21 protein-coding genes are annotated in these 19929 nt (G+C 40.2%); 16 read left to right on the top strand and 5 right to left on the bottom strand.

Annotated elements, in window-relative coordinates; genetic code table 11:
- Nucleotides 1-19 precede the first annotated feature (19 nt).
- Nucleotides 20-832, bottom strand: coding sequence for a diadenylate cyclase (locus DVR12_RS25285; protein WP_158563370.1), 813 nt, complete (start codon nucleotides 830-832; stop codon nucleotides 20-22).
- Between the two features lie 19 nt (nucleotides 833-851).
- Complete coding sequence (folP, locus tag DVR12_RS25280; RefSeq protein ID WP_116978600.1) at nucleotides 852-1715, bottom strand: dihydropteroate synthase; 864 nt, start codon at nucleotides 1713-1715, stop codon at nucleotides 852-854.
- Between the two features lie 154 nt (nucleotides 1716-1869).
- On the opposite strand from folP, the gene DVR12_RS25275 reads away from it, so the two are divergent.
- The 7 genes from DVR12_RS25275 (at nucleotide 1870) to DVR12_RS25245 (ending at nucleotide 6747) form a co-directional block, all read left to right on the top strand.
- Nucleotides 1870-2397 carry a DUF1599 domain-containing protein gene (locus tag DVR12_RS25275; RefSeq protein WP_116978613.1) on the top strand — a complete coding sequence of 176 codons (528 nt, stop codon included), beginning with the start codon at nucleotides 1870-1872 and terminating at the stop codon, nucleotides 2395-2397.
- A gap of 60 nt (nucleotides 2398-2457) precedes the next feature.
- Nucleotides 2458-3540: a BT_3928 family protein gene (locus tag DVR12_RS25270; RefSeq protein WP_116978599.1), complete on the top strand. Its 1083-nt coding sequence runs from the start codon at nucleotides 2458-2460 to the stop codon at nucleotides 3538-3540.
- Nucleotides 3541-3543: 3 nt separating this feature from the next.
- On the top strand, nucleotides 3544-4599 hold the full coding sequence (locus DVR12_RS25265; RefSeq protein WP_116978598.1) for an ABC transporter permease: 1056 nt from the start codon (nucleotides 3544-3546) through the stop codon (nucleotides 4597-4599).
- Nucleotides 4600-4676: 77 nt separating this feature from the next.
- Nucleotides 4677-5192, top strand: coding sequence for an RNA polymerase sigma factor (locus DVR12_RS25260; protein ID WP_116978597.1), 516 nt, complete (start codon nucleotides 4677-4679; stop codon nucleotides 5190-5192).
- Nucleotides 5182-5670 (top strand): hypothetical protein, encoded by a 489-nt coding sequence (locus DVR12_RS25255; protein WP_116978596.1) that lies wholly within the window; start codon nucleotides 5182-5184, stop codon nucleotides 5668-5670. The genes DVR12_RS25260 and DVR12_RS25255 overlap by 11 nt, the downstream gene beginning before the upstream one ends.
- 38 nt (nucleotides 5671-5708) lie before the next feature.
- Nucleotides 5709-6233, top strand: coding sequence for a DUF4252 domain-containing protein (locus tag DVR12_RS25250; RefSeq protein WP_116978595.1), 525 nt, complete (start codon nucleotides 5709-5711; stop codon nucleotides 6231-6233).
- A 4-nt stretch (nucleotides 6234-6237) separates the two neighbouring features.
- Nucleotides 6238-6747, top strand: coding sequence for a DUF4252 domain-containing protein (locus tag DVR12_RS25245; RefSeq protein WP_158563369.1), 510 nt, complete (start codon nucleotides 6238-6240; stop codon nucleotides 6745-6747).
- Nucleotides 6748-6753: 6 nt separating this feature from the next.
- On the opposite strand, the gene DVR12_RS25240 is transcribed toward DVR12_RS25245, so the two are convergent.
- Together DVR12_RS25240 and recF are read right to left on the bottom strand one after the other, a co-directional pair.
- Nucleotides 6754-7041 (bottom strand): DUF721 domain-containing protein, encoded by a 288-nt coding sequence (locus DVR12_RS25240; RefSeq protein WP_116978593.1) that lies wholly within the window; start codon nucleotides 7039-7041, stop codon nucleotides 6754-6756.
- Nucleotides 7042-7125: 84 nt separating this feature from the next.
- Complete coding sequence (recF, locus tag DVR12_RS25235; protein WP_116978592.1) at nucleotides 7126-8205, bottom strand: DNA replication/repair protein RecF; 1080 nt, start codon at nucleotides 8203-8205, stop codon at nucleotides 7126-7128.
- 228 nt (nucleotides 8206-8433) lie between these two features.
- On the opposite strand from recF, the gene pdhA reads away from it, so the two are divergent.
- From pdhA to DVR12_RS25200, 7 genes are all read left to right on the top strand, one after another.
- Nucleotides 8434-9426, top strand: coding sequence for a pyruvate dehydrogenase (acetyl-transferring) E1 component subunit alpha (gene pdhA, locus DVR12_RS25230; protein ID WP_116978591.1), 993 nt, complete (start codon nucleotides 8434-8436; stop codon nucleotides 9424-9426).
- 137 nt (nucleotides 9427-9563) lie between these two features.
- The gene (locus tag DVR12_RS25225) at nucleotides 9564-10262 is read left to right on the top strand and encodes a tetratricopeptide repeat protein (RefSeq protein ID WP_116978590.1); all 699 of its coding nucleotides are present in this window, start codon (nucleotides 9564-9566) and stop codon (nucleotides 10260-10262) included.
- Between the two features lie 47 nt (nucleotides 10263-10309).
- Nucleotides 10310-10810: a 6,7-dimethyl-8-ribityllumazine synthase gene (ribH, locus tag DVR12_RS25220; protein ID WP_116978589.1), complete on the top strand. Its 501-nt coding sequence runs from the start codon at nucleotides 10310-10312 to the stop codon at nucleotides 10808-10810.
- Between the two features lie 21 nt (nucleotides 10811-10831).
- The gene (locus DVR12_RS25215) at nucleotides 10832-11551 is read left to right on the top strand and encodes a (Fe-S)-binding protein (RefSeq protein ID WP_116978588.1); all 720 of its coding nucleotides are present in this window, start codon (nucleotides 10832-10834) and stop codon (nucleotides 11549-11551) included.
- Nucleotides 11552-11586: 35 nt separating this feature from the next.
- Nucleotides 11587-11997 (top strand): EVE domain-containing protein, encoded by a 411-nt coding sequence (locus DVR12_RS25210; RefSeq protein WP_116978587.1) that lies wholly within the window; start codon nucleotides 11587-11589, stop codon nucleotides 11995-11997.
- 531 nt (nucleotides 11998-12528) lie between these two features.
- Nucleotides 12529-13365: a DUF4349 domain-containing protein gene (locus tag DVR12_RS25205; RefSeq protein WP_116978586.1), complete on the top strand. Its 837-nt coding sequence runs from the start codon at nucleotides 12529-12531 to the stop codon at nucleotides 13363-13365.
- A gap of 23 nt (nucleotides 13366-13388) precedes the next feature.
- Nucleotides 13389-14066 carry an SIR2 family NAD-dependent protein deacylase gene (locus DVR12_RS25200; RefSeq protein WP_116978585.1) on the top strand — a complete coding sequence of 226 codons (678 nt, stop codon included), beginning with the start codon at nucleotides 13389-13391 and terminating at the stop codon, nucleotides 14064-14066.
- Nucleotides 14067-14140: 74 nt separating this feature from the next.
- Here DVR12_RS25200 and DVR12_RS25195 read toward each other — a convergent pair whose 3' ends face one another.
- Nucleotides 14141-15463, bottom strand: a complete 1323-nt coding sequence (locus tag DVR12_RS25195; RefSeq protein ID WP_116978584.1) for a saccharopine dehydrogenase C-terminal domain-containing protein — start codon at nucleotides 15461-15463, stop codon at nucleotides 14141-14143.
- A 421-nt stretch (nucleotides 15464-15884) separates the two neighbouring features.
- Here DVR12_RS25195 and gyrA point away from each other — a divergent pair, with 421 nt between their 5' ends.
- Together gyrA and DVR12_RS25185 are read left to right on the top strand one after the other, a co-directional pair.
- Nucleotides 15885-18458: a DNA gyrase subunit A gene (gene gyrA / locus DVR12_RS25190; protein ID WP_116978583.1), complete on the top strand. Its 2574-nt coding sequence runs from the start codon at nucleotides 15885-15887 to the stop codon at nucleotides 18456-18458.
- 152 nt (nucleotides 18459-18610) lie between these two features.
- Nucleotides 18611-19861, top strand: coding sequence for a tetratricopeptide repeat protein (locus DVR12_RS25185; RefSeq protein ID WP_116978582.1), 1251 nt, complete (start codon nucleotides 18611-18613; stop codon nucleotides 19859-19861).
- Nucleotides 19862-19929 lie beyond the last annotated feature (68 nt).

The raw sequence follows: 19929 nt of genomic DNA, 5'->3' as shown, positions 1-19929 counted from the left end.
ATACCAGCTCCCCATATTATCAGGAATATCCATCTATCAAAATCTCATATAATTTCACCTTCAGGTCTTCCAGTGATACATCCTGCGTCAGTACTCCATCCATCGCATAAGAGACTGTTCCTCTTTCCTCTGAAACAATGATAGCCAGATTATCACTATGCTCGGTAATCCCTACTGCCGACCGGTGACGCAACCCAACCCTCGTAGGTAAATTCGGGTTCTCTGATACCGGCAGAATCACCTTGGCCGCCAGAATCTTATTACCTACGATAATTACTGCACCATCATGAAGTGGACTATGCTTTTCAAAAATACTTTCCAATAACTTGGCACTCACGTTACCATCTATTGGAATACTGGCCGCGGAGTCGAACTTTACCCTATAGGTGGTGGCCAATATTATCAGCGCTCCCGTATAAGTACTCTGCATCCGGCTAATAGCTACAATAATCTCATTAATAATATTCTCTTCCTCTTTGTAACTTTTAAATTTATCAGGTAAGAACAACTTGGTGAAAAAGCTATCCTTACTCAGGGGTGTCTTTTTACCAAGAACCAGCAAAAACTTACGAATCTCTGGTTGAAAAATGATTATAATGGCAATGATTCCTACATTGATAAAGTTTTGCAGGATGTTGGTCAAGATAGGCATCTGTAAAAATCTTACCAGAAAGTAAGCTGCGTAGACCATCAACAACCCCACGAAAATATTGAAGGCTAAACTACCTTTTAATAACCTGTATAACTGGATAATCAACAAAACCACAATTAGCAAATCAATTACATCCAGCCACCGGAATTCCACTCCATAAAAATTTATAACTTCCTTCATACTGTTTAAAATAGCTGTTTTAATTAGATCCATTCATAATCTCTGTTATTTTTACTGCTTCTACGGCTTCTTTTACATCATGTACCCTTAAAATTTGAGTACCTTTTTGCAAGGCAATAGTGTTTAATACGGTTGTTCCATTCAGAGAATCATTCGGGCCTGTTTCCAATAACTTATAAATCATTGATTTCCTCGAAATCCCTGTTAACACCGGTACGCCTAATACTTCATTGAAGAGATGTAGATGGTTCATTAAGGTATAGTTATGGGCTAATGTCTTTCCAAATCCAAAACCCGGATCTGCGATGAAGTCCTTAATTCCTGCTGCCCTGCAAACCGCCAGCTTTTGTTTTAAATAATCAAGCACTTCCGTGACTACATTATTATACTGAGGCTTTTCCTGCATTGTAGCAGGTTTCCCCTGCATATGCATAGCAATATAAGGAACCTGGAGCTTTCCAACAATTCCTATCATCTCCGGATCCATATCACCTGCACTTACATCATTGATAACAGCCGCTCCCGCCATCACAGTTTTTTTTGCAACTTCTGCATACCAGGTATCAACTGAGATGATTGCTTTGGGAAAACGATTTAAGATTCCGTGTATCGCTGGCAATAATCTCCGTAATTCTTCTTCTGGCCCAATCATTTCTGCTCCTGGCCTGGTACTTTGAGCCCCTAAATCCAAAATTCCTGCTCCGGCAGCCAGATGTTGTACCGCTTTTTCTATTACTTTATGTATTTCATGCGTTCCGGCACTTTCGTAAAATGAGTCATCAGTAATGTTTATGATTCCCATGACTACAGGTGTGGCCAGGGATAACAATTGCCCTTTACAATTGATTGTTAATGGTGAAGAGGGGATATGGTTTGATGTCATGCAAATATTTTGAAGCGTCAGGGAATGCAGCCTTTTGCTGCTGATTTTTCATATAGTTCCGGGCGTTTAACCGAAATTCTTTATTTTGCCAGCAAATCTAAGAATAAAGAATTAGGAATGATTGATTTATAAGCCTTCATTCTTCAAAAAAACTATGAATACATTAGAACAATACCAAGCCGCAGTTGATTCATGTAAAGAGATTTTTCTCAAAAAAACTAAAGATTATGGTACTTCCTGGCGCGTATTACGCCCCATTTCAGTGGTAGATCAGATCTTTATCAAAGCTCAGAGAATAAGAAATATTCAGGAACTGGGTACCCAGAAAGTAGCCGACAATATCGAAGGAGAATTCAAAGGTATTGTAAACTACGGTATTATAGGACTCATTCAACTCGAACAAACAGGGAATCCATATGCCGATTTACCTGTTGATACCGTTGAAAAGCTATATAATGAGAAAATAGCATTTGTTCAATCGGTAATGGAAGCGAAGAACCATGACTATGGAGAAGCGTGGAGAGACATGAGCCAGGAATCCTTTACTGATCTGATTCTTACCAAGTTGCTGAGAATAAAACAAATCCTTCGTAATGAAGGCAAAACGTTGATCTCAGAAGGAATTGATGCTAATTATGTTGATATTATCAACTACGCCATCTTCGCGCTCATCAAAATCTAATGAGTTGTAAAGGCGCTTTGTAAGTATCTTCATGTTTACATTTAACCATTAAACTATTTTATGAGAATTATCCTTAACCTGCTTCGTATAATCGTTGGAGTTTTATTTATTTTCTCCGGCCTTATCAAGGCAAATGATCCGCTTGGCTTAAGCTACAAGATGGAAGAGTTCTTTGAGGTGCTGCACCTTACTTTTCTCTCTCCATATTCTCTTGCATTCTCTGTATGTATGAATGTATTTGAAATTGTTGCCGGGGTAGCTGTATTGATAGGATACAGAATGCGCATCTTTTCTTTTCTCTTACTATTGTTGATCATCTTCTTTACTTTCCTGACTGCATTCGCATTATTCAGTGGAACTATCCGCGAATGTGGATGTTTTGGAGATTGTATTAAGCTAACTGCCGTTGAAACCTTCTGGAAAGATGTGGCGTTGCTGGTAATGATCCTTGTAATATTCTTCTATAGAAAATCTATCAATCCTTTATTTAAAGGTACCGGAATAGTAGTGCTCCTGGCAACTATTTTGTCTTTTGGCATTCAATGGTATGTACTTAAACATTTACCATTTATCGATTGCCTGCCATATAAAGTAGGAAATAGTATTCCGGAAAAGATGAAACTGCCTCCTGGTGCAAAACCTGATGTATATGAAATGGTATTCGTTTATGAAAAGGATGGACAGAAGAAAGAATTCTCTGAAAGCAATTACCCTTGGGAAGATAGTACCTGGAAATTTGTAGACCGTAAAGATAAACTCATACAGAAAGGAAATGCTGAACCTGCAATCAAAGACTTTATCCTTACAGATGCTGATGGTGTGAATCAAACCCAGGCCATTCTTTCTGCTACAGAGCCAGTTTACCTGTTCCTCGTTCAAAACGTATCGAAAGCCGGTTCGGGATGGGACGATAAGATAAAAGCTATACAACAGCAATGGAAAGGTGAGAAGGTTTTCATCTACGGGGTAAGTGCCTCTACCAAAGAAGAAATCAACGCTTTTAAACAGCAGCATGGCCTCGAATTCCCATTTGTACAGATGGATGGTGTGGCTATTAAAACGGCAGGTAGAAGCAATCCTACTTTAATTTTACTGGACCATGGTGTTATTAAAGGCAAATGGTCCTATCATGATATTCCATAAGTAATGTTTCAATTTCTGCTCAGAAAAATAGGTTACGGGGCACTGGTTCTTCTAGGAGTAGTGGTACTGGTCTTTATATTGTTCAATGTATTGCCTGGAGATCCCGCCCGCCTTACTTTAGGCCAGAGGGCAGATGTCACATCACTTGAAAATGTTAGAAAAGAACTGCATCTCGACCAGCCGGCCGGGGTGCAGTTCTTATATTATATAAATGATCTGTCGCCCATTGGGGTTGTAGATAGTTCCGCGAAACGGGAAGGTTTACAGGCTATTAGTCTGTTTTCCATCGGGAATGATAAAACCATAGCATTAAAAACACCTAATCTCCGTAGATCCTACCAGAGTAAAAAGCCTGTGTGGGATATGCTCTTTGAAGCTTTGCCCGGAACACTGATCCTTGCTACTGCAGCAATGCTGCTGGCAACGATCCTGGGAATTGGGTTAGGAGTAATATCTGCCGTGAAACAGAATACCTGGATGGATACTGGCGCCGTTTTAGCCAGTGTGGCTGGTATTTCTGCTCCTTCATTTTTTGCCGGAATAGTGCTGGCCTACCTTTTTGGCTTCGTACTTAGCGACTATACAGGTTTGCATATGACCGGAAGCCTCTTCGATGTAGATCCTTTCAAAGGAAAGGTATTGAATCTCAGTAATCTTATACTTCCTGCAATAACACTTGGTATTCGTCCACTTGCTATAATTGTACAGTTAACCCGCAGCGCTATGCTGGATGTATTGCACCAGGATTTTATTCGTACGGCCTACGCAAAAGGGTTGTCACCCTCCCGTGTCATCTGGCACCATGCGCTTCCAAATGCTTTAAACCCTGTTATTACTGCTATAACCGGTTGGTTTGCAGAACTATTGGCAGGTGCTTTCTTCGTAGAATATATTTTCGGATGGAAGGGAATAGGTAAAATTACCGTAGATGCCCTCGATAAATTCGATTTCCCGGTTGTAATGGGCGCCATTCTTTTTACCGCCGGTATTTTCGTAATAGTCAATATCCTGGCTGATTTGTTATATACCTGGATAGACCCTCGCATTAAGCTGGAGTAGCTCAAAAAATTTTTTTTATTATTTTTTGTAACATCTCCATTTTATAGTCGTCTTCTTATCAAACGCACTATTCTGAAATGTCATTAGAACGATTCCTTTCCCAAGTAGTACCTGTCAGGCAAAAGCTTTATCGCTTTGCTTACCGCCTGCTTGGCAATGAGGAAGATGCCCAGGATATTACTCAGGATGCGTTGATGAAAGTGTGGGATATGCAGGAAAAGATGGCAGAACTGCAAAATACGGAGGCCTGGTGTATGCGGATTACCCGCAACCTGGCCCTGGATAAGCTGAAGTCAAGAAAGTACAGGCGCCACGACGATCTTGACCATGCCGGAGAAGTTGCTGCCAGTCATCAGAGCAATCCTTATACCGTTAGTGAGCAAAATGATGTTATGAGTAAAGTGCATGCAACAATTAATGCTTTACCCGAAAAATATAAAACCATTTTGCAGTTAAGAGACATTGACGGACATTCTTATCAGGAAATAGCAGAAATACTCGATTTAGAGATGAACGACGTGAAAGTGAATTTACACCGGGCGAGAAAAGCCGTTCGGGAGAAACTTCAAAATCTTCAGGTATATGGAATATAAAGTAATCAGCGAACTACTGGAAAAGTATTGGGAAGGAGAAACCTCCCTGGAGGAAGAAGCCACACTACGTGAGTTCTTCAGCAGTTCGCATGCCAATCTTCCTCCTGAGTTACTGGAAGCTGCTCCTCTTTTTCAATATCTCCATATCGAATCAGAGAAACAATTGTCCTGGCCTGAAGAAGAAACTAAAGCTCCGGCAGCTAAGGTGGTTAAGCTCTCGCCATTCAGACATTGGATGAAGTATGCCGCCATACTCCTGATGGCCGTCGGTATTGGTTATACTTTCCAACATAGGGGAGAAAGACAGGCAACTGGTGATTTCGCATATCAGTCAGATCTGGATAATCCTAAAAATGCTTTGGAAGAAACTAAGAAGGCATTAAAACTTCTGGCTAAAAACCTGAATAAGGGAACTAATCAAATGCAAAAGATCTCTTATTTCAATGAGGCAACAGAAATGATAGAAGGAAAAAATTAACATAGGTCATTCTAAAACACTGATAAATATAACGAAAGATGAAACGATTTCTTTTTTTACTAATGGCGGTCTTTGCCAGCTTCCACCTCCATGCGCAACAGCAGGCGAGTGTAGCAGAGCGATTTTTTCAGAAGTATGAAAACGACCGCAATTTTACAGTGGTAACCATTACACCAAAGATGTTTGGAATGTTTGCCAAACTAGATGCCAGCGATCCGGATTCTAAAAACCTGATGACTGTGATCAAAAAACTGAAAGGTCTTAGAATCCTTGCCAGAGAAAATACGAAAGACGGACCGCGCTTATATAAAGAAGCAAGCGCTTTCCTGGGAAGTGATTATGAGGAGTTGATGACGGTCAGAGATAAAACCAGCGACCTGAAATTCATGGTAAAGGAAAACAGCAGAGGGAATATTAATGAGCTTATTATGCTGGTAAACGGTACAGATGAATTTATGGTAATGAGCCTCGTAGGGGAAATTGATCTGAATGAAATTTCTCAGATTGCAGGAGCTGTGAATATTCAGGGAATGGACAAATTGAAAAATGTCAGAAAAAAATAACCTTATGAAAAAATACATTATTGCTTTAGGTTGTTTACTAGGTGTAGCAACAACACAAGCCCAAACCAAATCTATAAAGGCATTCAAAGAAAAGTATAAAAACAATGCTGAGACTCAGACTTTCAGTATGGGAGGATTAAAACTCAAACTGCTTAGCTTTTGCCTGACATTTGATGATAGTGACGATGCAACTACGGTAAAGAATACACTGGATAATGTTAGAAAAGTAAAGATCTATACTATTTCCAATTCCAAAGGCAGTTTGATAGATCCACAGGATATTACGGACCTGAAAAACACTTTACGCCGCAACGATCATTTTGATATGTTGATGGAAGTAAGAGATAAAGAAAACCTGGTGCAGGTACTAAATAAAAGCAATAATGATGATGAATTGGGTAATGTGGTGATGTTGGTGCAGGATCAGAATGATTTTGTAATAGTAAATCTGGAGACTACACTAAAAATCTCAGACGTAAATAAACTGGTGAAGCAGTTTGCTTCAAACAATTAATAAACATCACTTGATCATCACTTCCCTAACTATGGATTCTCCCAGCATTTCATTTACCAGTTTGATGATCTTCTCTTTCGAATAATTCAATTCCTGCTTTAAAGGGGCTACCGTTGTAGTAACAATTAATTTATTGTCGATAAGTTGTACGCTTTGGGTATAACGGGCTATTGTTTTGCCCATCATTTGCTCCCAGTTTTCCTGAATACGCACTTCGGTAAGACGGGGTTTCAACCGGCTCTTGTTCACAAATTCCCTGAGGGCATCTCCAATACTGGTAGTTCCGTGGCGCATGGGTAGACGATAAATTGATTTTATGCGAAGCTATGGAAAATTTATTACGAATGACGTTTGACAGACGTTATTCGTAATAAATTTTCAGGCTATGGCAATCAGTTGCAAGTCGGCTGCTGTATTGCTAAAGGCGGTCTGAAGTCTTTCCGCATGTGTATCGGTAATAAAGACTTGTCCATATTCTTTTCCGGCTACCAGGTTTATTAACCTGCTGATTCTTGCCTGATCTAATTTTTCAAAAATATCATCCAGCAAAAGGAGAGGAGGCATTTGTTTTAACTGTTTAAGTACCTCAAATTGAGCCAGTTTTAATGCAAACAGAAAACTTTTCCGCTGGCCCTGAGAAGCACTGGATTTCATCGGGTATCCGTTTAAAAGGAATAGCATATCATCCCGGTGTATACCTGTAGTGGTTCTTTGTACCTGCATATCTTTATATCTGGCTGCAGTTAACTGGGTAGCGAAAGGTTCCTCTGTAAGTGTACTGGCATATTGAATGCTTACTGTTTCATGGGTACCCGCTATATAATCGTATAGCTCCTGTACTTTAGGGATAAACGATTGCAGGAAGTGCCTGCGGGTTTCATGAACGGGTTGTCCGTGCATGACCAGTTGCAGGTCAAAAATATCAAGGAGCTGATCCGGGTTGGCGGTATCAGCCATATTTTTAAGCAATGTATTTCTTTGTAGCAGAATTTTCTGGTAAACGATCAGATGATCTAGGTATTCGGGATAGAGCTGAGACAGGAGGCTATCGAGCCATTTGCGTCTGTCCTCACTACCTCCAAGAATGATTTCTGCATCGTCCGGGGCGATTATCACAGCGGGAAATTGGCCCAGATGTCTGGAAAATCTGTCATATTTTTCATCATTCAGGCTGATTTCCTTTTTCCCGTCTTTTACCACGCAGATTACTTTTTCGGTTTGCCCGTTTTTCTGGAAAGTTCCGGTTAAGCGGAAACCATTGGTCGTATATTGGGTATTTTGTTGTTCGTTTGAGCTGAAATAGCTTCTGGTGAAGCATAAATAGTATATAGCATCCAGCAGATTGGTTTTACCGGTTCCATTAGGGCCAGTAATGCCAATAATGCGGCTTTTGAAGTCGAAGGAGGATTGTTGGTAATTTTTGAACTGAACGAGCGATATGTTATTTATATAAAGCAAAGAAAAAAATTATGCGTAATAAAAAATATGCGAAAATAATGCACTTTATAAGTAACAAAAATCCGTGCTACATCGAAGTTGCCCGGGATTTTCCTGCAATTAAATACAAAACTCTCTGAAATTGATGATTTTGTATAATTTAATGGGAATAAGAATTGATATTTACATTTTACGATTTTCCTGTTATATTTGCGAACAAATTTAGAAAGAGTGCAAACTAAAACAGACGTGAAGACGAAATTCACCAAAGAGACATATCTGTACTGGTATGAATTGATGCTTTTGCTGCGCCGCTTTGAAGAAAAGACAGGCCAATTGTATGGTATGCAAAAAATCCGTGGTTTTTGTCACTTATATATAGGACAGGAAGCAATTGCGGCTGGTGCTATGACAGCAACAAAACCTGCGGATAAATTCATTACTGCATACCGCGATCACGCTTTGGCAATTGCAAAAGGAATTTCCGCTAAGGCTTGTATGGCAGAAATGTATGGAAAAGCAACCGGTTGTTCGAAAGGAAAGGGAGGCAGTATGCACTTTTTCTCAAAAGAACACGGATTTTATGGCGGTCATGGCATTGTAGGAGCTCAGATTGGTACAGGTGCCGGTTTGGCATTTGCAGAACAATACCTGGGAACAGACAATGTTGTGCTTTGTTTCTTCGGTGATGGAGCTGCCCGTCAGGGTATCCTGCATGAAACCTTTAACATGGCAATGACCTGGAAACTGCCGGTAATCTTCATTTGCGAAAATAACATGTACGCAATGGGTACTTCAGTAGAACGTACTTCCAATGTACTGGATATTTACAAACTCGCAGATGCCTATGAAATGCCTGCCGATTCTATCGATGGTATGAGCTGTGAAACCGTACACGAAGGAGTGGAAAGAGCCGTAAAACGCGCACGCGAAAATGGTGGTCCAACTCTCCTCGAAATCAAAACGTACCGCTACCGTGGTCACTCTATGAGCGATCCGGCTAAATACCGTACTAAAGAAGAGTTAGAAGAATACAAGGAAAAAGATCCTATCAATGAAGTATTGAAAGTGATCCAAAAAAATAAATGGGCTACTGAAGCAGAAATTGAAGCAATCAACGAACGAGTTAAACAAGAGGTCGAAGAATGCGTAACTTTTGCGGAAGAGTCTCCTTGGCCAGATGATAATGAACTCCTGAAAGATGTTTATGTTCAGGAAGATTATCCTTTCATCGTAGACTAAAGCAATTAATTGTTAGCTTTTTTAGCCTTTAATAAAGACAATTTTAAAGTTTGCCTTTATTAAAGGCTAAGTGTTAACTAGGAAGTGAGCGATTAATACCTATTAAATAACCAAGCAAATCATAATTACACCTTAAAATGGCAGCAACAAAAGATAAAGCCACAACACCTCAACCTGCAAAAAATTTTGATCTGGAAACTTCCATGCATCGCGTAGAGGATTTCTTCCAACTACACAAAAAGAATATTACTATCGGATTAGTAGCTGCGGTGGTAGTAGTTGGTGGTTTCTTCGGCTATAACCGTTTAATTAAACAACCAAATGAAACTAAAGCTCAGGAAATGATCTTCCATGCTCAAAACTACTTTGCTGTAGATTCATTTAAACTGGCTCTGAACGGTGATGGTAATAATTATGGCTTTTTGCAGGTTATTAATAAATACGGTGGCACTAAAGCAGGTAACATTGCTAAATACAGCGCAGGAGTATGCTATATGCACCTGGGAGATTACCAGAAAGGTATCGAAATGCTGAAATCTTTCAGTTCAGACGATTTAATGCTTCAGCCTACTGCATACGGCTTAATCGGTGATGCTTACATGGAACTGGGCAAAACCGCTGAAGGTATTGATTCCTACAAAAAAGCTGGTCACTATAACGATAACGAATTAACTGCTCCTATCTACCTGTTCCGCGCTGGTATGGCTCTGGAAAAAGCAGGTAAAGGACAGGAAGCTATCGCTATCTACAAAGAAATTAAAGATAAATTTCCTAAATCTAAAGAAGGTTTGGAAATGGATAAATACCTGGCAAGACTGGGAGAAGTAAGAAATTAATAGAATGAAAGGAGCCTGGCTCCTATGCATCTACTAAATTGGTTTTTATGTCCGATCATAATAAAAGCTTACTTAACGACGCTGGCATTCTCAATTTAGAGGATGCCAGTGTTGTTATGGTGTATACCGAATGGAATGATTCCATCGTAAATGAACTGGTAGCAGGTTCCGAAAGAGCACTCACCCAATACAATGTTTCAAGAGCCGATAAAATAATAGTTCCCGGCGCTTTCGAATTACCTTACGCATGTAAACAATATTGGGAAGCTACCGTGGGCACAGGAAATCAACCTGGCGCTATTATTGCTTTTGGTTGCGTAATTCGCGGAGAAACTCCACATTTCGACTATGTATGTAAAGCTGTCACCGAAGGTATACTTCAATTGAACCTTCAATTACCCGTTCCTGTTATATTTGGAATTCTGACAGTGGATAACGAACAACAAGCGTTAGACCGACTGGGTGGTGCTCATGGTCACAAAGGTGAGGAAGCCGCAATTACAGCCCTGAAGATGATTGCTTTGCAACGTCAGCTGGCTAGAAAATAATGCAGCCAAAAAAGAACTAAGATGAATGTACAGCTATTTATACCATGCTTTGTAGATCAACTGTTTCCGGAAACTGCCTTCAACATGGTGAAAGTACTCGAGAAACTGGGATGCAATGTGATGTACAATACAGAACAAACCTGTTGCGGACAACCCGCTTATAACGCCGGATACCAGGACGAATGCCGCACTGTTGCCACAAAATTTATAAAGGATTTTAAGACTTTCGATTATATCGTTGCACCAAGTGGCTCCTGCACCGGATTTGTAAGAAACTACTACGGCAAACTTTTCGATAATTCTGCTGTACATAACGACGTGAAACTCCTGAAAAAGAACCTCTTCGAATTCACAGAGTTTCTTACCGATGTTTTACACGTAACCGACTTGGGCGCAACCCTCAATGGCGTTGGTACCTACCATGATGCCTGCGGCGCTTTAAGAGAATGTGGAATTAAACAAGGACCTCGCAAACTCCTGGAAAAAGTTAAAGGACTAGAGTTGAGAGAAATGAACGATTGTGAAGTCTGTTGCGGTTTTGGCGGTACTTTCGCCGTAAAGTTCGAACCAATTTCCGTTAATATGGGTGAACAGAAAGTTCATAATGCTGTTAATAGTGGTGCCGAATACCTCATATCTACCGACCTGTCTTGCCTCATGCACCTGGATGGTTATATCCGCAAACATGGCAACAACATTAAGGTAATGCATATCGCTGACGTATTGGCCAGCGGCTGGTAAGCACATTATTAATTGATCAACTTAATTGGATTAATATGAATTATTGGTTGGTGAAATCTGAACCCTTCAAATATTCCTGGGATCAGTTTGTGAAAGATAAAGTTACCTTCTGGGATGGAGTGCGCAACTATCAGGCACGTAACAACCTCAGAGCAATGAAAAAAAACGATCAGGTATTGTTTTATCATAGCAACGAAGGCCTGGAAATCGTTGGACTGGCTACTGTTGCCAAAGAAAGTTATCAAGACCCCACAACTCCCGATCCAAACTGGGTAGTGGTAGATCTGAAGCCACTCAAAGCCTTTAAAAAACCAGTTACCCTGACGCAAATGAAAGCTGAGAAAAAATTGGCTAATCTATCCCTGATCCGACAAGGCCGACTCTCTGTTTGCAATGTCACTCCCGAAGAGTTTGATGTGATCATGGAAATGGGCGGTATGAAATAAATCACTGAATATAAGAGTAAAAAGAGGCAGTTTCTATTTTGTAGAGACTGCCTCTTTTTTAGTCTGGTAGATATTCGTTTCCGGTGCCAGGATATTATGTTAGGGGATTTGAAGAAATTTTATATTGAATTGATTTCTATTCAGTATTGGATCAAAAATGGTTGACAACTTTCCTTAACCATAGATAGGGCTGTGGCAAGCCCAGCCCCTACAGGGTTTCATCGGATTACAGGCTCGATATTGTAGAATTATTTCTTTCCAGAATTGATTTTAATATGAAATTTAATTACCAGAAAAAAAATTATTTCGATGAAACCCTGTAGGGGCGGGGCTTGCCCCCGCCCAATCTACGGTCAAGGATGTTTATTCACCATTTTAGATCCTATAGAGAATAGAAATCAATTCAATATAAAATTTCTTCAATTCCCCCATATAACCACTATATAAACAACTCTTCAAATCTATTTAATAAATTTTCAACCCCTTTATGGAATTCAAAGATTTCAGGAATCTAACCCTAAAGCCTACTCTATGAACGCAAAAATTTACTTAATCGTTGGAATACTGACTTTAACGGCATGTCAGCATTCTTCCTCCCATACATCTGCAATTGCAGCTAATCATGCAATAAAGATGGAAGAAATTCATTTGCCTTTGGATGCAGAACATGAAACTTACAAACAAGCCAAAGCTCCTGCTAAACTGATCAGGAGAGCAACACTGCATTTTACTACAGATCAATATGAGAAATGCAAGCATCAGGTGCTGGATAGTATCAAAAAATTTGGAGGATATACCAGTGATGAAAAGGAGAATAGGGAATCGTATCAGTGGAGAAATGAGGTCACCTTTAAAGTGCCTTCCGATAATTTGGAAAAAAGCCTGGATGCCCTGAGTGCTATTGCATTAACCGTTGAAGAAAAGACTATTAATTCGAATGATGTAACATCCGAATACATAGATACTGAAGCGAGGATGCATGCCCAACAAGCTTTGGAAAGTCGGTATCTCGAGCTGTTGAAAAAGGCAGGCAAGGTTAATGAAATGATAGAAATAGAAGAGAAGCTAAGTGAAGTCAGGGGAGGTATAGAATCGATGCAAAGCCGGTTAAAGCAAATCGACCAGGAGGTAAGTTTTAGCAGCTTAAGGGTTATTTATACTCAGACTTTCAAAAATAATCAGGTACAACCTGGCTTTATCAGCAAATTATGGGATGCTGTTAAGGATGGATGGAATAGCCTGGTAGAGTTTATTTTATGGTTAACCAGTGGATGGCCGTATATAATAGTTATTGGTTTTCTTTATATTTTTGTGAGAAGATGGAGAATAAAGAGAAAAGCTAAAAAAGCTACCATCGGTACTAATTAACGTTAACCTATAAACGAAATTTCATGAAACCAAAATTAGTGGTGCTTACCGGAGCAGGCATCAGCGCAGAAAGTGGGCTCCGGACATTCAGAGATTCAGATGGTCTTTGGGAAGGGTACGATGTGTATGAAGTTGCCAGCCCTAAAGGTTGGGAAAAGAACCCTCAACTGGTGCAGGACTTTTACAATTCCCGCCGCCGCGACGTTAAGGCTGCCCAGCCTAATGCTGCACATACTGGCCTGGCAAAACTGGAAGAAAAGTACGATGTGCAGATCATCACGCAGAATATCGACGACCTGCATGAAAGAGGAGGCTCATCAGCTGTCATACACTTACATGGAGAAATTTTTAAAATGCGTAGTGTTACAAATGAAGAATTGATCTATGAAACGTATGAGGATATCAAGATGGGAGATCTGGCAGATGATGGTGGCCAGTTAAGGCCACATATTGTTTGGTTCGGTGAGGCTGTTCCTATGATTGAACTGGCCCTTAAGCATGTTTTACAGGCAGATATATTTGTGGTGGTGGGTACATCCTTACAGGTATATCCTGCAGCCAGTTTGCTGAATTATGTAACCGAAGTAGTTCCGGTTTATGTAATAGACAGAAAGATTCCTTACATCGGTAATTCGAATATTCATCGTATCGAAAAGCCGGCAACAGAAGGTGTTGCGGAACTATTGAATATTTTGCTGTAAATAAAAAACCTCCCCGTAAAGGGGAGGTATCACAAATCCTTCTACCGATAGAGTCCACCATAGGAAAGAATATCTTACTCGAAGCTTTCTTCAAACCTGATATCGTATTCTTCTAATTCTTTCAGAACCGGATTATAGATTTCTGGAAGAATCGGTATATGTAGTCCTTTAAGCGTAATTTTTTCCTGAAGTAATAATTTGGCCATAATGCCCAGTGGAAGTCCAACTGTTTTAGCCATTGCCGTATGCACATTATCATCACCCAAACAAATCATATAACTGTGCATTCTGGTAGCCATATTCCGCCGCTCGAATTCAAGTTCATGCATCATCACTACCATGTCCTTATCGGTGGGTTCCATTTTTAACTTTTGTTCCACCAGATTCTGTAAGATGCCTGCATTTGTTTGCTCACCTAAATTTATGATTTCTGTATTGAATAATCCCAGATATTTTAGTTGTCGGATAACTTTAGATTTGCTGCTAACGCCAAGATACTGCGCCATATTTTCTTCGGGGGAGCTTTCATGAGTATCAACGTGCTGACCAGCCCAATTGTTGTAGGTTAATTGGGTTGTATCGATTTTTTTGCTGTCGTCTGTCAAGCCAAGTTTTATCAATGCATTCCAGCCTTCACAAAAGTCTGGAAATCTGAGTGTTGCCCGCATGAAGGTCGATAAGTCGTGCAGGTTATAGGATTCCATATATCCCATCGAATCCCTGTTGGGATAGTAAGCCAACTTACCTAATCCAGGAATTTGAATGGTTTTGTTATGATCAAACAGTTGATCATAAGCTACTTCTTTCACTTTACCTTTTTCCTTAAAAATAGCTCCTGAATTGCCAGCGAGTACAATGTTGCGGGCATTCCAGGTAACTTTATATTGCCAAGGATTATCGTTGTTCTCAGGAGATATTAATCCACCGCAGTAAGATTTGAAGGAAAATATCTGTCCTCCTTTCTTTTCAATGGAGTGAATCAGCTTCATGGCCGACATATGATCTATTCCCGGGTCGAGCCCCATTTCGTAGAGGAACAATATGCCTGCATCTTCAATTTCTTTCTGTAAGGCTTTTACTGCCGGATCTATGTAGGAAGCGGTGAGTAAGTTCTTTTTGAACTGAAGGCAGTCCTTTGCTACAAAAATGTGGAGGGGTGGAGGAAGTAGTGAAATAACTAAATCGGTTTCCTGAATCAGTTGTTGTCTGGCATCTTGTTCTTTAATATCGAAGCTCGTAGCGGTTGCATAATAAGACTTTCCGATTTTGGATTTAACCAGGGCAAGATCATGATCTGCCACGGTTACATGCCATTTTTGTCGGGGTGCATTTGTTAACAAATAGTCGATAAGGCTTGTGGCCGATTTTCCGGCGCCAAACAACAGTATGTTCTTCATAGTTTTTTAGAAAAGTGATTAAGAATCAGGGGAATAACAGCTTTTTTGTAATTAATGTTCGAATTCTATCAGTATTCGGATTTTAAGTTATTATATATATGTTTTCCGTTGATTCGATCTGTTGATTATCAGTTATTTAAGTACAAATACTTTGCCAATATTCTTATTTAAATATATTATATCGTGTTAATATATAGAGTTTTAATTGAAATCACTTAGCATTTTAGAGATAACAAAATAAATTCATAAATAGTTGTATTTCATGTTTTAAAAGTATCATATATCGATCTTGCCATATAAAGGTTTATTCCTATGGTCTTTTTATTCACATTTAACGTTTTTTAGCTCAAAATAAGGGCTGAATTGGCTATATTTGCCTTTATCTGTTTTGAGCAGAAAAAACTGTAAATCAATACACAAAATGACAGAGCATACGGAAAATCATCAGGAAGGGAGAATTGTCCAGATCAACATTGAGGAGCAAATGAAAACGGCGTATATCGACTACTCTATGTCGGTAATTGTAGGCCGTGCATTGCCAGATGTTAGAGATGGTTTGAAACCTGTGCACCGCCGTGTTTTATTCGGAATGAATGAACTGGGCAATCACAGCAACAAACCCTACAAGAAATCTGCCCGTGTGGTTGGTGAGGTAATGGGTAAATATCACCCGCATGGTGATGCTTCTATTTATGACACCATTGTACGTTTGGCGCAGCCCTGGAGCATGCGTTATCCCATGGTAGACGGTCAGGGTAACTTTGGTTCGGTAGATGGCGATATGCCGGCAGCAATGCGTTATACCGAAATTCGTCTGCAGAAAATTGCAGAAGCAATGTTGGAAGACATTGACAAAGAAACCGTTGATTTTACCAACAACTTCGACGATACTTTGGAAGAACCAACGGTTTTGCCTACACGCATTCCGAATCTTCTTGTTAATGGTGCTTCTGGTATCGCAGTAGGTATGGCCACCAACATCATGCCTCACAATCTCAGTGAAGTAGTTGATGGTGCTATTGCTTACATCGAAAACAAAGAGATCACTATCGAAGATCTCATCAAACATGTAAAGGCTCCGGACTTCCCAACCGGTGGTATTATTTACGGTTTTGAAGGAGTAAAACAAGGTTTTGAAACTGGTAGAGGCAGAGTAGTGGTAAGAGGTAAATATACTTCTGAAACTGCCAAGAATGGTCGTGAAAGACTTATTATTTATGAACTGCCTTATCAGATCAACAAAGCTGTTCTCCACCAGAAAATAGCTCAGTTAGTTGGTGATAAAATCATCGAAGGTATCTCCGATGTTCGCGATGAAAGCGACAGAGAAGGTATGCGCCTGGTGATAGATCTCAAAAAAGAAGCTATCTCCAGTGTAATCATCAACCAATTATTTAAATACTCTGAACTCCAGACTTCTTACGGTATCAATAACGTGGCCCTGGTTAAAGGACGCCCACGTATTCTGAACCTGAAAGATATGATCTCCGAGTTCATCGACTTCCGTCACGAAGTTGTAGTTAGAAGAACTAACTACGAATTACGCAAAGCCGAAGAAAAAGCACATATCCTCGCCGGTTATCTGATCGCACTCGATCATCTCGACCAGGTGATTGCTCTCATCCGTGCTGCTGCTACTCCTGAAGTGGCAAAAGAAGGTTTGATGAGCGAATTCGGATTGTCTGAAATCCAGGCTAAAGCGATCCTCGAACTTCGTTTACAACGTCTGACCGGCATGGAACGTGATAAAATCCGCGCCGAATACGACGAGATCATGAAACTCATTGCTTACCTCAAAGATGTATTGAGCGACGAGTCTCTTCGTATGAAAATCATTCGTGAAGAACTGGAAGAAGTTAAAAAGAAATTTGGCGACGAACGTAAAACAGAAATACAATACCTGGCCAGCGAAATGAGAATCGAAGATATCATCGCTGAAGAAGATGTGGTAATCACTATCTCTCACCTGGGTTATATCAAACGTACTTCTGCTTACGACTACCGCCAGCAAAAAAGAGGTGGTCGCGGCGCCATCGGAGGCCGAACAAGAGATGAAGATTATATCGAACATCTGTTTGTAGCCTCTACTCACCATACCATGATCTTCTTTACCGAAAAAGGCCGTTGCTACTGGCTGAAGGTCTATGAAATCCCGGATGGTGAAAAGAGCGGTAAAGGTCGTGCCATCCAAAACATGATCCAATTACCTTCCGATGATAAAATCCGTGCAATCATCGATATTAAGGATCTTCAGGATAAAGACTTTATCAACAGCCACTATATCGTTCTCTGTACCAAAAAAGGTATCATTAAGAAAACCTTACTGGAAGAATTCTCCCGCCCTCGTCAAAATGGTGTAAATGCTATTACTATTAACGAAGGTGACCAATTACTCGAAGCCAGACTTACTACCGGCGACAGCCAGATCATGATGGCCATCCAGAGTGGTAGAGCCATCAGATTCCCTGAATCTACCGTTCGCGATACCGGTCGTGGTGCTATCGGTGTAAGAGGTATTGAAGTAGATAGCGATAACGATGAGGTAGTTGGTATGGTTTGTGTTAATAAAGACGACAATCAAAAAACTATCCTCGTAGTTTCTGAAAAAGGATACGGTAAACGTACCAATATCGAAGAATATCGTATTACCAACAGAGGCGGTAAAGGTGTAAAAACTATAAATATTACCGAAAAAACTGGTAACTTAATAGGCATCCTGGAAGTAACAGAATCTCAGGACCTGATGATCACTTGTAAATCAGGTATTACCATTCGCATGGCTGTTGCCGATATCAGAGAAGCTGGCCGCGCTACACAGGGCGTTAGACTGATCAGATTGGATGATAACGACGAAATCGCAGCAGTGGCACGTCTTGACGAACAGGAGGAAGAAGAAGAGGTTAACCAGGACGAAGAAGGAACTGTAGATACAGATCAATCTTCCGATACTGATAGCAGCGCTGAAACAAACAGCGACGATACTGCAGCAGAATAACTTTAATTTATTACTGGCAGCAATATATTCCAGTTGCTGCCAGTTTTCTGAATAAAAAAGTACTGTCAACTTTAGTGGTAACGCTCTTATTGATTGTATTATCTTAATCAGAGCACCATACTCTTATTGTAATCAGCAAAAAAATCAAAAGCATGAAAAATTTATTGGTATCTCTTCTCTTTTGCACGGCCGCAACTTCAGTAATGGCACAACGCGCAAAAGTTGCTAGTGCAGATGAGAACCTGAAGAAGCAAGACCTGGAAAAAGCAAAAGCAGACATTGATGCCGCATTGCAAAACGATAAAACCAAAAACGAAGCTAAAACATGGTTAGTAAATGGTAAAATCCTCGAAGCAATGGGCACTAAACAAAAAGATGGTGCACTGGCAAGACAAGCATTCGCCTCTTTTAAAAAGGCCTTAGAGATTGATCCTAAAATGAAAGAAGCTGTTCTCGAATTGAACGGACCTGTTTTCAACGTTTATGCTACTATTGCCAACATTGGTTATGGCAACCTCAACGAACAAAAATGGGATTCTTCTGTGATCAACTTCAAAGACGCTTTTGAAGTAGCAAGTTACTACAACAGTAAGAACCTGGGTGGTACTATCCCTACCGACACCTCTATGACTTTCTACTTAGGCTACGCTGCAAGCCAGGCCGGTAAAAAAGATGATGCACTCACTTACCTGAGAAAAGCTGCTGACTTACAATTCAAAGGCGAACCAGCATTATATGTTATCTTAGGCCAACTGTACGAAGAAAAAGGCGATCAGGCCAACTGGCTGAAAGCTATTGAAGAAGGAAAAGCTGCTTTCCCTAAAGACAAGCGCTTCAACGATATGGAACTGGCATACTACAGCAAAACTGGTAAAACAAACGAATTGCTGTCTATGCTGGAAAAGAAAATTGCCGATAATCCAAACGACGAAGCTGCGTTACTCGACTACGCTATCCGTGTAGACAATATCGCTAACCCTCGCGACGAAAAAGGTAATGACGCTCCTAAACCAGCTAATTACGATGAGCTGATGACCAAAGCAGAAAATGCATACAAAAAGGTTATTGCAATTAACCCTAACGATGCTACTGCTAACTTCCAATTAGGTGCTCTGTTCTTCAACCGTGCTGTAATCTTTAATAAAGAACTCAACTCGCTGGATAGCAAACAACAAACTTCTCCTAAGGCAAAAGAATTGCAATCTAAAGTAGAAGGTTTAATGAATCAGGCATTGCCTTACTTCGAAAAAGCTGATGCTGGTTTCGCTGGTAAAGGTAGCTTAGATGCAAGCGACAAACAAACTTATGAAAGCTGCCTGTATGCTTTGCAAAAAATCTATGCAATCAAAAATAACAATGCTAAAGTTGAAGAAACTAAAAAGAAATTAGACGCATTGCAATAAACTCGCGTTGCTCGTTGTTTCTCGCAGAGAAGCATAAGAAGCAAAGAGGCATAAGGATCGAAGCGAAT

Source organism: Chitinophaga silvatica (assembly GCF_003419895.1).
Taxonomy (GTDB): Bacteria; Bacteroidota; Bacteroidia; order Chitinophagales; family Chitinophagaceae; genus Chitinophaga; species Chitinophaga silvatica.
Note: the sequence above shows the minus strand (reverse complement) of the source record. Positions and strands in the feature narration are given on the sequence as shown.